The organism is Paraburkholderia sp. GAS448, from assembly GCF_050435685.1.
In the GTDB taxonomy this organism is placed as follows: Bacteria; Pseudomonadota; Gammaproteobacteria; order Burkholderiales; family Burkholderiaceae; genus Paraburkholderia.
This window is the reverse complement of record NZ_JBNDKT010000032.1, coordinates 22,283-35,362: the sequence shown is the minus strand read 5'-3', so window position 1 is coordinate 35,362 and position 13,080 is coordinate 22,283. Positions and strand designations below refer to the sequence as shown.

Here is a 13,080-nt window from a genome sequence, read left to right as displayed (position 1 = left end):
TCTGCGAGCCGCGTCAGGCTTGGGATTTTGATCGGCGGTGCCAGATCGGTTAACGTCCAGATTTGTGCATGGCACTGATGGCTGGAAGCCAATGCTGGCAAACGATTCCGACGAAATTTAGCCTTGCGCAGTTCGAGCAATTTGTCTTGCCGCATCTGAGTACGGGTCGGCGTGGTCCGGCACCGGCGCCGGGGGTGCACAGGATCTTCAACTACATTCTGCAGTTGCTGTACATGGGATGCCAGTGGAAGGCGCTGCCGATCGAAAGGATGCCGAAGGTCGCTCTGAAATCCAATCTATCGGGCATTTTGGCGATGGCAGGCCGATGGCTGCAACGGCAGGATTTTTGCGGGCTCGGTGCGCAAGCTTCATCAGGACGGGCTGCTTGAGCTCACGGCCATCCACGGCGACGGCACGACCACTCCCGCGAAGAAGGGCGGCGACAACCTGGGGTACAGCGGCCACAAGCACCTGAAAGGCGATAAGGTGGTTGCCTTCTGCGATCGACGCTGCAACGTGATCCCGCCATTCATTTCGGCCCCGGGCAACCGCAACGAATCGCCGCTCCTGCGTGAGGCGCTGCCCAGATTGAACCACATCGCCCGCGCTATTGGCATGAACCTGCAAGGCTCAACGATCAGCCTGGACGGCGTCTACGACTGCCGGGCCAACCGCAAGGCGATTTTCAACCGAGACATGATTCCCAACATTCCCGAAAACCCGCGGGGCCGCAAACTGCAGTTCAATCCGGCAATTTTTGAGGAGCGATTCAGGACCATCGAGCGGGTCTTCGCCTGGGAGGACATGTTCCGGCGCCTGCTGCTTCGCTTCGAGCGTCTGAGGCGGGTCCACTATGCATTCAAGACCCTTGCTTACCCGATGATCAATCTGCGGCACTACGGCTGATCATCGACGCCCGTGCGAGAACCGTGGCGATGGCGCTCGGCGCCATGAAGTGTCACGTCAACTCCATCTGCAATCCTGACAAACTATCACTAAAAATAATATAAATGTCGACATTTTCGCAACTTGAACCGCCCCGGCGCGCTCACGCCACATCACTTCACTGCCTCCAGTTCGCCCTGGAGTGAAACCCGCAACCAGTTGTAAACGAAATTCTCAAGCATGAGCGCCCATGCCGCGTCGCGCCATCAAGCTCAGGCATCTCGAGGAACCAGTGTGCTTCCTTCAAGATGAAATCAGGTTCGCCGTTGACCCCCACACGTCGATGTCGTTACACTCGATGTCTGGCCATCGCTCCCTCGCCTCCCGGCTCATGGATCTAAAGCAGATTCAGTATTTCATCGCGCTGTTCGAAGATGGCTCCGTAACGCGGGCCGCGAAGCGGCTCAATATCGTGCAGCCCGCGCTCAGCATGCAGATCTCCAAGCTTGAAACGGAACTGAACAGCCAGCTCTTTGAGCGCGGCCCGCATGGCATGACCCCCACCGACGCCGCACGGCAGATGTACCGCCTCTACATGCCGATCATGCGCGACATCGACCACGCGCGCGAGCAGCTCTGCCGGCACGATGTGATCGTGGCCGGGCATATCTCGCTCGGGATGGTGGCGTCGGAAGCGCAGAGCGTCCTGCCGGAATCGCTCGCGCTATTCAACGCGCGCTACCCGCATGTCGAGGTGTCGGTGGCCGATGGTTTCAGCGCGCAACTGATCGACGCGGTGGAAGCGGGCCGGCTCGACGCGGCCATCATCAACCGGCCCCGCGGGCGCCTGTCGCTCGATACGTCTCCACTGGTAGTCGAAGAGATGGTGCTCGTCACGAGCGCGGAACACGGCCCTGCGCTGCCCGACACCATTACGGCATCCGCGCTGACGGAGCTCGAACTCGTGCTGCCGACGCGCCGCAACGGCCTGCGCGGCGTGCTCGACGCCGCGCTGCTGAATGCCGACATCGTGATCAAGCCGCAGTTCGAGATCGACCTGCTGACCACGATCGTGCAATTTGTCGAACAAAGCAGCATCGCGACGATCATGCCGCGCGTGGTCGTGCAGCGGAAGGTCGACGACAGCCTGCTGCGCGCGACCCCGATCTCGGCGCCGCGCATCGTGCGTCACATCGTTTGCGTGAGCCATCCGAAGCGGCCGATCGGTCCTGCCACGACCGAGCTCATCGACATCATCGCCGACCAGATCCGCCGCGTCACAACGGGGATCGAGATCGCGGACCCCGATCCGGCCAACGGCAACCAGGCGTGAGCCGCTTCGCTGGTGCTGGCCTTCCGCCGGCTGGCGCGCGTCGCTACGCGCATCGCTGCGGGTAGCGAACGGCGCGACGCAAGTCGGCCTATCGCGCGCGGTCGCGCGATCAGTACGGGTCGCGCACTGGCGTGTTGTCGAGCTTGCCGAGCGTCTCCGGCACGACGAACGCGCCGACGAGAAAGATCACGCTGATCGCGCCGACGAACACGGCAAGCGTCATCGGCAGATCGAGTGGCGTCTTCGCGACTAGCGAGACGAGCGTGGGCATCATCCCGCCGATCGCAAAGCCGATATTCCACGACAGACCCGTGCCAGTCGCGCGGATCGCCGTCGGAAACCGCTCGTTCAGGAAGATCAGAATCGGCGCATAACCGGCGCTGCCGAGCGCACTCAGGATGACCGCGTAGACACCGACCATCGTGATGGTCTGCGCCGTCGGCAACAGCAGGAACAGTGCGGGCAATGCAAACAGACGGATTGCGCCGAGCAGGATGAAGGTCCGTTTGCGGCCGATGAACGTGCTCAGGTGACCGGCCGCGACCGATGCGATCACCACGGCCACGCTGCACAACATAAGGATCGCAGCAGCCGTCCCATTCGGTGCGTGGTTGACGACCTTGAGGAAGGTCGGCAGATAACCCGACGTCAGGTAATAACCGCTGCCGCCGCCGATCGTCAGCAGCAGGTTGACGAAGAGGATCGAACGATAGTCGCGAGAGAATAGCGTGCGAATCGGCGAACGAACCACCTCGACCGGCGCATTACGCGTCTTGTCGGCGGCGGCACGCGCGGCCTTTTCCGCGGCAAGCTTCTTCCACAGCGGCGATTCTTCGAGGCTGTTGAAGACGAAGAGTCCGAGCACCGAGCTGATGATCCCGGTGAAGAACATGCAGCGCCAGCCCCACACGTCGAACAGGTCGCCGGGAAACAGCGACGACATCGCGAGATACGTCAGCGAAGCGAGCAGCGCACCAAGGCCTGCCCCGCCGCCGCCGATCAGCCCCGACACCGCACCGCGATACTTCAGCGCAACGGATTCCGTGCCGATCGTGTGCGTCGACGCCACCACGCCGCCGACGAATACGCCCTGCACCAGACGCAGCAGCAGAAAGAGCACCGGCGCGATCACGCCCACCTGTGCGACAGTCGGCAGCAAACCGAACGCCGCCGTCGACAGACCGACGCCGACCACCGCGAGAATCATCGCGCCCTTGCGGCCGCGCCGGTCCGCATACGAGCCGAACAACGCGGATCCGAGCGGCCGCATCAGCAGCGTGACGGCGAACGACGCATACACCGCGGCGAGCGACAGCATCGCGTGCTCGGAGGGGAAGAACAACCGGCCAACGACCGGTGCGACGAACAACAGGACGAACAGATCGAACAGATCGAGTGCCCATCCCAGACACGAGGCTACCACTGCGCCCATCACCTGCCGCCTGTTGATTGCGGGCACGGCGGCGCCACTTTGCGCTGCAACGGACATCATCATCTCCTAAGTTGATACCGGGCTGGCCCAGATGTGAACTCACCCGATGTGCGACGCGCTTCGGCCTCGTCAAAGGCACGGCGCGTTCTTGTTGCGTTGACGAAAATCGTTATGACGTCAGGCGAGCCAGACCGCGCTGGTTTTGCGCCGCAAACTGCGTCTTGCCGAGCATCGTGTCGGCGATCTTCTCGGCGATCATGATGGTCGGAATGTTCGTGTTGGCTGACGGCAGACGCGGCATCAGCGACGCATCGACCACCCGCAGCCCATGCGCGCCATGCACGCGCCCTTCGGTATCCGTCACGGCGCTGCGCTCGCGCGCGTCGCCCATCCGGCAAGTACCGCTCGCATGCCAGACGCCGAACACGTTCGCGCGAATGAAGTCGTTCAATGCCCGCTCGTTTGTGAGTACCGACGACATCTGGACGCCGCGCGTGAAGAAGCGTTTGATCAACGCCCGCCGCATCGGTGCGGGTGTATCGAGCAGCAGCCCCAGCAGCGATGTGATCACCGCATTGGTTTTACTCAAGCGGCTCAACGCCTTCACGCGCGGCGAAAAAGCGGCGGGGAAAAAGTCGCGCTGATCCTCGCTCAGTCCCGAGGCCGCGACCACGCGCGCCAGCATGCGCACGCCCGCGGCGAGCCGCGCGACATCGCGCTCGTCGTCGAGCAGGTTGAGATCGACCTGCGGTGCGGCGAACGGATCGCTCGAGACGAGCTGCACGCGGCCGCGCGAATACGGACGGTTGCACCACAGGAAAAACAGGCCCAGCCGGTTACCGAGTGCATGCCACGCGGCGCGCGTCGCGCTCGACAGATACAGATCGGACGCCTCGCAATCCGCGACGCCCGACGTGAATCGCGCTGCCGTCATGCTGGCGCGGCGCCTTGCGAGCGGCATGCGAAAGCGCGGCTCGAGAAAATGACAGAACGTCAGCGACGGATGGTCCTGCAGATTCCGCCCGACGCCCGGCAGATCGAGCACACACTCAATGCCGAGTGCGCGCAGTTCGCTCGCGTCGCCCACGCCCGCGCGCATGAGCAGTGCCGGCGACTGCAACGCGCCGGCGCACACGATCGTTTCCCGCGCGTTGAAGCGCAGTCGCTCGCCTTGCGGCGAAACGGCAACCACGCCGCGTGCAGCCACCCCTTCCATCACGATGCGCTCGACGCGCAGGTTCGAAAAGATCTGCAGGTTCGGCCGCTTGCGTGTTTCTGCATCGAGATAGGCGACCGCGGTCGATACGCGCCGGTCGTCGCGATTCGAAAACGCGCCGGGAAAATAGCCGTCGTCGAACTGCGCGTTCTGGTCCTGCAACGCCGCGAAGCCGTTGCTGCGCAATCCGTGGGCGAACGCGTTGCAAAACGGCGGCCACTGCTGCGGCATGATGCGGCGGATCGGCACCGGTCCATCCGCGCCGTGCAGCGGACCATTTGGAAAGTCGACGTCGCTCTCGAGCTTGCGGAAATACGGCAGCACGTCATCCCATGCCCAGCCTGCCGCACCGCTGGCGGCCCAGTCGTCGTAGTCGCGCGGCAGGCCGCGATTGGCCGACTGCACGTTGATGCTCGAACCGCCACCCATCACGCGGCCCTGCTCATAGACTTTAGCCGCCGACTTCCGCGTGGCCTTCGCCTTGAGCTCAGGCCATATCCAGGTCTCCCCGCAGAAAACAGGCATCGGGTAGCTGTCGAGGATCGCCTCCGGCACCGCGCCCGGCGGCGTATCCGCGCCCGCCTCGATCAATGCGACGCTCACCGACGGCACGGCCGACAGCCGATGCGCGAGCACGCATCCTGCCGACCCTCCGCCGACGATCACATAATCGAAACGCGCGCTTACCCGCTCCATGCCTGTCTCCTGAATTGCTCGATCTATGCGCTGCTATCAGCTACCGCGAAACACGGGCTTGCGTTTGCCATGAAACGCTTCGACGCCTTCACGGAAATCGTCCGAACTGCGCAGCCGGCTATAGCAATGTCCTTCCAGTTCGATCGCGATCGAAAGCGGCGCGTCTTCGGTGTCGTTCAGCAGCTTCTTCGCAGTGCGCTGCGCGAGCGGCGAGAAGGCGCGCAACTCGTCGACGAGTGCATCGGTCGCTGCTTCGAGCTCCGCATCGGGCACGCAGTCGACCACGATGCCCCAGTCATACGCCTGCTTGCCCGGAATGCGGCGCGAGCGCATCACGATGTCCTTCGTGCGGCCGACGCCGACCATCTTCTGCAGACGCGCCGAGCCGCCCGAACCCGGAATCTGGCCGAGCTTCTGTTCCGGCAGTGCGTAGAAGCTGGTGTCGGTCGCGATGCGGAAATCACAGGCGAGCGACAGTTCGAAACCGACGCCGAAGCAGAAGCCGCGATTGGCCGCGATCACCGGCTTCGAGCACCGTGCGGGCGCGGCGACATTCCACGCCAGCTTCGACACGTGTTCCGGCGACGCTTCGAGAAAGCCCTTGATGTCGCCACCGCTCGAAAAGTGCTCGCCTTTCGCACGCAGCACGATCACGCGGACGCGGTCGTCCTCGTCGAGTGCTTCGAATGCGGCGCGCAGCTGGTCGCGTGCATGCATCGAGATCACGTTGAACGGCGGGCGGTGCAGGATGATGTCGGCGCGTTCGCGCGCGGCGTCGATTTCGATCGAGAAGCCGTCGAGTTCCTGCAGCAGCGTCTGGCCGCGATGAGTCAGGTCAGTCATGTGTTACTCCTTTCGTGGTTCTGTCAGGTTGTGCGGCGCCGTGCTCCGGTTCGTACTCGCCCGTGGACAGCTTGCGGCGCAGGATCTTGCCGACCGGCGATTTCGGAATGTCGTCGACAAACACGTATTCGCGCGGGCGCTTGAAGTTGACGAGATCGGAAGTCCGGCAAAAGTCATCGAGCGCCTGGGCTTCGACGTATTCGCTGCGCTTGATGAAGGCGACGACACGCTGCCCCCAGCGCTCGTCTTTCACGCCAGCGACGGCCACTTCGTCCACCGCCGGATGCAGCGACAACACCGATTCGATATCGACCGGCGAGATGTTCTCGCCGCCGCTGATGATCATGTCGTCGACGCGGCCCGACACGAAGAGATCGCCGTCGTTATCGAAGTAGCCGGTGTCGCCGGTGAAATACCAGCCGTCGCGCAACGACTTCGCGTTCGCGTCGGGCCGGTTCCAGTAGCCCTCGAAGGACTCGTCGCCGAGCAGATCCGCGATGATCTGGCCTTCTTCGCCGGTTTGCGCGAGTTCGTCGGGCGACGTCGCGTCGAGCTTCACGACGCGCAGCCGCGTATTGATGCCGGCGCGGCCCGCGCTGCCGGGTTTGAGCGTCGCCTCCTGATCGATACTGAACGTGTAGACCTCGGACGAGCCGTAGTGATTGACGAACAGTTCCGGCTTGAAAGCAGCCGAAAGACGCTTCAGCAGACCGTCGTTCATCGGCGCACCGGCAAAGCCAAGTTTCGTCACCGAACTTTTGTCGGTGCGCGCGAACTCCGGCGCGGCGAGCAGATCGTGATAGAGCGTGGGCACCAGATACAGACACGTCAGCCGGTACGTGCAGATGGAATCGAGCGCAAGGGTCGCATTCCAGCGGCGAACGCAGACGAACAGCCCGTCGACGAGCGCCATCGACAACAGCGAGCGCACGCCCATCGTGTGATAGAGCGGCATCACGCCGAGCGTGCGTTCGCCGTGGCGATAGAGGTTCTGTGCGACGTGCGCGAGCGCGGCGGCGCGTTCGTGGCGATGCCGGCGCGGCACGCCCTTCGCCTTGCCCGTGGTGCCGGACGTGTAGAGGATCAGCGAGTAGTCTTCCGCGGCGGCCTGCGGGGTGGCCGCAACAGTAGCTGCGCCTTCGCGCCGACGCTCGCGCAGCAGTGCGTCGAACGAAATCGACGCGCCCGCCGCATCGTCCAGCGCAATGCGCGCAACGGCCTTCGCGGCGGCACTTTGCGTGACGGCTTCGGCGGAAACCGGCTCGTACACGATGGCTTTGACGCCCGCATCGGTCACGCAGTAATCGAGCTCATCGGGTTTCGCCCGCCAGTTCAGCGGCACGATCGCCACGCCGGCGAACTGGCACGCCCAGTGCAGCGTCGCCATTTCCCAGCGGTTTTGCAGCACGACGAGCAGACGGTCGCCGTGTGCGAGACCAAGTTCGCGCAGACCGTCCGCAAGGTTCAGGATAATCCGGTGCCACTGCGCATACGTGAGCGTCAGTTCACCATCGACGAGCGCCAGCGCGTTCGGGCTACGCTCCACGCTTTGCAGAAAGGTTCGGCCGAGATCAAGCATCGCTCGTCTCCTTCTGTTCCTGCGCGTCGCGCCGGCGCGCCGCCACATCGAGCACGGCGGCGACGATCGGCGTATAGCCGGTACAGCGGCACAGATGGCCCGACAGCATGTCGCGCACCTGCGCCTCGTTCGGATCCGGCACGCGCTTCAGATAGTCGGCGCACGACATCAGAATGCCGGCGGTGCAGAAGCCGCACTGCAGCGCGTGATGACGCTGGAACGCCTGCTGAAGGTCGCCGAGCGTCTGGTCGGGCGCGAGGCCTTCTACGGTATCGATGCGGCGGCCGTCCGCCTGCACCGCGAGCATCAGGCACGAACGTCCTGCCATACCGTCGATGTGAACCGTGCAGGCGCCGCACACGCCGTGTTCGCATCCGACGTGCGTGCCGGTTGCGCCCAGTTCGTGCCGCAGAAAATCGGACATCAGATCGCGCGGCTCGCAATAGCCGCTCCGTTCGCGGCCGTTGAGCGTCACGGTGATCCGCCGCCGTTCGCCGCGCGGTTGTATGCCCTGCGGCAGGGTATTAACAGGGGTCTTCGGGGTCTTGCTCACTTCGCCTCCTCGATCACGCGCCATCCCAGTTGCCGGACCAGATGCCGGCGATACGTCGCGCTGACATGCGCGTCGTCCTGCGCGCCCAGCTTCCAGCTCAAATCGTTCAATGCAGTGCGCAGGTCGTCGCCCTGCAGAAGCGGCCAGCGCTCCACCACCGGCCGGTCGGCGACGCCGCCCACCGCGAGCCGGATCGCGTTATCCGTGATCACCGCCGCGCACGACACCAGGGCGAAATCGCCATGACGTGCGGAGAATTCCGCGAAGCCGTAGCGCTCGCCCGGCTTTTTCAGCGGAAAACGCACCGCCTCGACGAGTTCGTCCGGCTCGCGCGCCGTCATCAACATCCCCTGAAAAAAGTCCTCGGCGGCGAGCACGCGCTTGCGCTTTGTCGAGCGCAGCAGCACATCGCCGCCCAGGGCTGCCAATGCGAGAGGCAACTCAGCGCTCGGATCCGCGTGAGCGATCGAGCCGCATACGGTGCCGCGATTGCGGATCTGAAAGTGGGAGATGTGCGGGAACGCGAGAGCGAGCAACGGCACTTCGTCGCGCAGCGACGGGCGCCACTCGACGCTGCCCTGCGTCGTCGCCGCACCGATAACGAGCTGCCCCGCCTCGTTGTCGAGACGCACCGTATTCAACTCGTCGGTGCGGGAAATATCGACGAGCCAGCGCGGTTGCGCGAGGCGCATGTTCAGCACCGCCATCAGCGACTGGCCGCCGGCCAGCACGCGTGCGTCTTCGCCGCCATGCGCGAGCGCTTCGAGCGCATGTTCCGTACTCGTCGCGCGCAGATAATCGAACGGCGCCGGTTTCATGTTCTGCTCCTGAAGAATGCGAGGAAGCGCGACAGCCACGAGCCTTGCGCGCGGCCTTGGTCGACGCGTTTGCCTGACGCTTGCCGGCCCAGCGATTCGAACAGTTGCCGCAGCACGACTTTCGCCGCGCCTTCGAGCATCCGTCCGCCGACTGCCGCAACCTTGCCGGACACCTGCGCTTCATAGTCGTACGACAGCCGCGTGCCCTGCTCCGTGGGCGTCAGTTCGACGAGCCCTTCGCCACGCGCGGTGCCAAGCGGCGAGCTGCCGGCGCCCGCCAGCCGCAGACGATGCGGTGCGTCGATATCCGACAACCCGATCCGCGCTTCGAAGCGCGCCTTGATCATGCCGACGCCGACCGTCACATCCGCGCGATACTGGTTCGGTCCGGTCGCTTCGAGCGCGTGGCAGCCTGGAATGACCTTCGCGAGCGCCTGCGGGTCCATCAGCACCGCGAAGATCGCTTCGGGTGTGGCGTCGAGATCGACAGTGCCCCGCGCCGTCAGCGCCTTGCCGCCTGCAAGCGCCTTGTTCGGCGCGGCGGCAGCTGCCGCTTCACGTAACTCGGGACGCGAAGGCGGTGGATCGTCGATGCCGATCAGGTGCATCACCTTCGCGGGCGTAAGCGGCAAGCGGATATCCTCGACGCCGAGTGCATCGGCCACTGCATTCGCGATACACGGCGGCGTGCTCATGTTGTTGCCTTCGCCGAGCCCTTTCGCGCCGAGCGGCGTGAACGGCGACGGCGTTTCCAGATGCACGATCACCGGATCAGGCACTTCGCAGGTGGTCGGCATCAGGTAGTCGGCGAGCGTGCCCGACTGGAAACTGCCGTCTGCGCCGTAGCGGAACTCTTCCATCAGTGCCGCGCCCAGGCCCTGCGCGAACGCGCCGCGAATCTGGCCGTCGGCGAGTGCCGGATTGAGCAGCGTGCCGGCGTCGTGTGCGGTCACATAGCGGTCGATGCGCACGCGGCCGGTTGCGCGGTCCACTTCGACGCCGCACATGTCGAACGCAAAACCGTAGGCCGCCGATGTGTTGATGCGATCCTGCTCGTCGGGCGCGTCCATGTGCGGTGGCGTCCAGAACACCGTCTCGCGCAGGCCCGGCTCTTCGCCTTCTGGCAACAGCGCGGGCGCCCAGTGCGGCGCATTGCTCGCGACGCGGCCAAACGGCATCGCACGGTCTTCCTTGCCCTTCGCAAAGATGCGGCCTTCTTCGAAACAGATGTCCTCGGGCGCACAACCCGATTGCTTCGCGACGATGCGGGCTACCTTGCCACGCACACGCATCGCTGCCAGATGCACCGTGCCGGCCACCGCACCGGCAAAACGACTCGAATAGTTACCTGCCGCCACCGACCACGCGTCCTTGTGCGTGTCGAACTCGACGTTGACGACAATGTCCTGCGGATTCAGACCAAGCACATCGGCTACGACCTGCGCGCAGACCGTCATATGTCCCTGCCCCGCCGGCGTCGATGCAACCGTCACGACCACGCCGCCGAGCAGATCGACGCTGACCGTCGCGCTCGCAATTGCGCCGCTCTTCGGGCCCGCTTTTTTGCGCGCCTCGGCGGGCATCACGGTCGTGATGTAGCCCATGTTCGAGACGGAAGGCTCAACGATCGCCGCAAAGCCGATGCCGTACAGACGCCCTTCGCGGCGCGCAGCATCGCGACGCGCGACGAGTTCGTCGTAGCCGCCTTCAGCGAGCGACCGGCGCAGCGCTTCCTGATAGTTGCCCGAATCGAGCAGCGCACCGGCTGCTGCGCGGTACGGGAACGCATCGGCGGCGACGAAGTTGCGGCGATACACGTCGAGCACATCGAGCTTCAGTTCGATCGCGATGCGCTGCATCAGACGTTCAAGCGCGAAATACACCTGCGGTCCACCGAAACCGCGGACGAGGCCCGTCGGCGTTTTATTCGTGAGCGCCACGCGGTTGCGCACGACGAGATTCGGAATCGCGTACGCGCCCGTCAGGCAGCCGTGCATCCGGTAGAACGTTGCAGGCTCCGGCGCGCGCAGATAGCCGCCGCAGTCTTCGATCTGGTCGTATGAAAGCGCGGTGATGCGGCCGTCGCCTTCGACGGCGGCTTCGAGCGTCGTCAGGCGCGCGGTGGCCGACGTGGCCGCACTCAGATGTTCGAGGCGATCCTCGACCCATTTCACCGGTGCACCGGCCTTGCGCGACGCAAGGCACATCAGCACCACGTACGGAAACACCGCCTGTTTCACGCCGAAGCTGCCGCCCGAATCGCGCGGCGCCTTGTGCCGCAGACGATTTGCCGGCACGTTCAGCGCCATCGACATCACCGCATGCAGCGAGAACGGCCCCATGAAATTCGACGTGACGTCATAGCCTTCATCGCCGGACAGATACTCGGCGATCACCACGCCGCATTCGATCGGCGCACACGTGTTGCGCGGATAGTGCGCGTCGATTGTCACGCGATGCGGCGCGCGTTCGAATGCCGCTTCGGGCTCGCCATAGCGATAGTGACGATCGCTGATCACGTTCGTGCCGACTTTTGGATGCAGAACGGGCGCATCGTCGGCGATCGCGTTTTCGATCGACGTCACCGGCGGCAGCGTCTGGTAATCGACCTTGATCAGATCGAGCGCGTCTTCAGCAAGCGCACGCGATTCGGCCAGCACCACGGCAACCGGTTCGCCGACATAGCGCACGCGATCCATCGCGAGCGCCCACTGCTCCATCGGCGACTTCACGCCGACCACGAACGGCCGCGACCAACCCGGCAGATCGTCACGTGTGAGCACGGCGCGCACGCCGGCCAGTTTCAGCGCAGCGTCCGTATCGATGCTGCGCAGTTCCGCATGGGCGTGCGGCGAGCGCAACACCGCGGCGTGCAGCGTGCCGGGTTTCACGGCGATGTCGTCGCCGTAACGTCCGCGGCCGGTCAGGATCGCCGGATCCTCGAGGCGTTCCATCGAGCGGCCCACATGGCGCTGGCGTTCAGCGGACGTTTCGGGCTCGCCAGCGGCGCGTGCATCCGCAACCAGTTCGGCATCTGTATCGCGCTGATTCATTTCACTGCTCCCTGTGCGCGCGCGCCGGTCGCATCGGCGTCGTCGCCCTCGTCGTTGTCGCGTCGGTTGAACTCACTGGCAAGACCGCTCCAGCGGCGCGCAATCTCGCGATGCTCGATGCCGAACAGATCCATGATCCGGCCGACCGTGTGATCGACGATGTCGTCGACGGTTTGAGGGTGCGCATAGAACGCGGGCACCGGCGGCATCACGATCGCGCCCATTTCGGTGGCGAGCGTCATGTTGCGCAAGTGGGCGAGATTGAGCGGCGTTTCGCGCGCGACGAGCACGAGGCGACGGCGCTCCTTGAGCATCACGTCCGCGGCGCGCGTCAGCAGGTTGTCGGCGAAACCGTTGGCGACGCTCGCCAGCGTTTTCATCGAGCACGGCGCGATCACCATGCCCGCGGTGAGAAACGAACCGCTCGCCACCGTCGCGCCGATGTCGCGCACGTTGTGCACGACGTCGGCAAGGCCATCGAGGTCCCTACGCGTGAGACCGAGCTCCTGCGCAGCGGTAATGGCGCCCGACGGCGACACGATCAGATGCGTCTCGCGCGTGCCGAGCCGGCGCAAGGCCGCCAGCAGCCGCACGCCGATGACCGCCCCACTCGCACCCGAAATGCCGACGACGATCCGTTCACGCGTTTGCGTTGACTGCATGGCCGTGCCT

The 13,080-nt window shown here is 64.7% G+C and carries 11 protein-coding genes; 3 read left to right on the top strand and 8 right to left on the bottom strand.

Features of this window, described 5'->3' with window-relative positions; genetic code table 11:
* Positions 1-68: 68 nt before the first annotated feature.
* From P3T23_RS36600 to P3T23_RS36590, 3 genes are all read left to right on the top strand, one after another.
* On the top strand, positions 69-389 hold the full coding sequence (locus P3T23_RS36600; protein WP_429320938.1) for a hypothetical protein: 321 nt from the start codon (positions 69-71) through the stop codon (positions 387-389).
* A complete protein-coding gene (locus P3T23_RS36595) occupies positions 358-906 on the top strand; it encodes a transposase (RefSeq protein WP_429320937.1) in 549 nt (182 codons plus the stop codon). The genes P3T23_RS36600 and P3T23_RS36595 overlap by 32 nt, the downstream gene beginning before the upstream one ends.
* 370 nt (positions 907-1,276) lie before the next feature.
* The gene (locus P3T23_RS36590; protein ID WP_429320984.1) at positions 1,277-2,218 is read left to right on the top strand and encodes a LysR family transcriptional regulator; all 942 of its coding nucleotides are present in this window, start codon (positions 1,277-1,279) and stop codon (positions 2,216-2,218) included.
* 109 nt (positions 2,219-2,327) lie between these two features.
* Here P3T23_RS36590 and P3T23_RS36585 read toward each other — a convergent pair whose 3' ends face one another.
* From P3T23_RS36585 to P3T23_RS36550, 8 genes are all read right to left on the bottom strand, one after another.
* On the bottom strand, positions 2,328-3,707 hold the full coding sequence (locus tag P3T23_RS36585; RefSeq protein ID WP_408517766.1) for an MFS transporter: 1,380 nt from the start codon (positions 3,705-3,707) through the stop codon (positions 2,328-2,330).
* A gap of 112 nt (positions 3,708-3,819) precedes the next feature.
* The gene (locus P3T23_RS36580) at positions 3,820-5,562 is read right to left on the bottom strand and encodes a GMC family oxidoreductase (protein WP_429320936.1); all 1,743 of its coding nucleotides are present in this window, start codon (positions 5,560-5,562) and stop codon (positions 3,820-3,822) included.
* 36 nt (positions 5,563-5,598) lie between these two features.
* The gene (locus P3T23_RS36575) at positions 5,599-6,405 is read right to left on the bottom strand and encodes an enoyl-CoA hydratase/isomerase family protein (protein ID WP_063496441.1); all 807 of its coding nucleotides are present in this window, start codon (positions 6,403-6,405) and stop codon (positions 5,599-5,601) included.
* Positions 6,398-7,984 (bottom strand): AMP-binding protein, encoded by a 1,587-nt coding sequence (locus tag P3T23_RS36570; protein ID WP_429320935.1) that lies wholly within the window; start codon positions 7,982-7,984, stop codon positions 6,398-6,400. The genes P3T23_RS36575 and P3T23_RS36570 overlap by 8 nt, the downstream gene beginning before the upstream one ends.
* Positions 7,977-8,504, bottom strand: coding sequence for a (2Fe-2S)-binding protein (locus tag P3T23_RS36565; RefSeq protein ID WP_429320983.1), 528 nt, complete (start codon positions 8,502-8,504; stop codon positions 7,977-7,979). Before P3T23_RS36565 ends, P3T23_RS36570 begins: the two co-directional genes overlap by 8 nt.
* A gap of 29 nt (positions 8,505-8,533) precedes the next feature.
* Positions 8,534-9,355 (bottom strand): FAD binding domain-containing protein, encoded by an 822-nt coding sequence (locus P3T23_RS36560; protein WP_429320934.1) that lies wholly within the window; start codon positions 9,353-9,355, stop codon positions 8,534-8,536.
* Positions 9,352-12,408, bottom strand: a complete 3,057-nt coding sequence (locus tag P3T23_RS36555; RefSeq protein WP_429320933.1) for a xanthine dehydrogenase family protein molybdopterin-binding subunit — start codon at positions 12,406-12,408, stop codon at positions 9,352-9,354. Before P3T23_RS36555 ends, P3T23_RS36560 begins: the two co-directional genes overlap by 4 nt.
* A complete protein-coding gene (locus P3T23_RS36550) occupies positions 12,405-13,070 on the bottom strand; it encodes a UbiX family flavin prenyltransferase (protein ID WP_429320932.1) in 666 nt (221 codons plus the stop codon). Before P3T23_RS36550 ends, P3T23_RS36555 begins: the two co-directional genes overlap by 4 nt.
* Positions 13,071-13,080: the final 10 nt, after the last annotated feature.

Coding starts and splice junctions, on each gene's coding strand:
- P3T23_RS36560 (WP_429320934.1), bottom strand. CDS start 9,355: ATGAAACCGGCGCCGTTCGATTATCTGCGCGCGACGAGTACGGAACAT.
- P3T23_RS36550 (WP_429320932.1), bottom strand. CDS start 13,070: ATGCAGTCAACGCAAACGCGTGAACGGATCGTCGTCGGCATTTCGGGT.
- P3T23_RS36580 (WP_429320936.1), bottom strand. CDS start 5,562: ATGGAGCGGGTAAGCGCGCGTTTCGATTATGTGATCGTCGGCGGAGGG.
- P3T23_RS36555 (WP_429320933.1), bottom strand. CDS start 12,408: ATGAATCAGCGCGATACAGATGCCGAACTGGTTGCGGATGCACGCGCC.
- P3T23_RS36575 (WP_063496441.1), bottom strand. CDS start 6,405: ATGACTGACCTGACTCATCGCGGCCAGACGCTGCTGCAGGAACTCGAC.
- P3T23_RS36590 (WP_429320984.1), top strand. CDS start 1,277: ATGGATCTAAAGCAGATTCAGTATTTCATCGCGCTGTTCGAAGATGGC.
- P3T23_RS36600 (WP_429320938.1), top strand. CDS start 69: ATGGCACTGATGGCTGGAAGCCAATGCTGGCAAACGATTCCGACGAAA.
- P3T23_RS36570 (WP_429320935.1), bottom strand. CDS start 7,984: ATGCTTGATCTCGGCCGAACCTTTCTGCAAAGCGTGGAGCGTAGCCCG.
- P3T23_RS36585 (WP_408517766.1), bottom strand. CDS start 3,707: ATGTCCGTTGCAGCGCAAAGTGGCGCCGCCGTGCCCGCAATCAACAGG.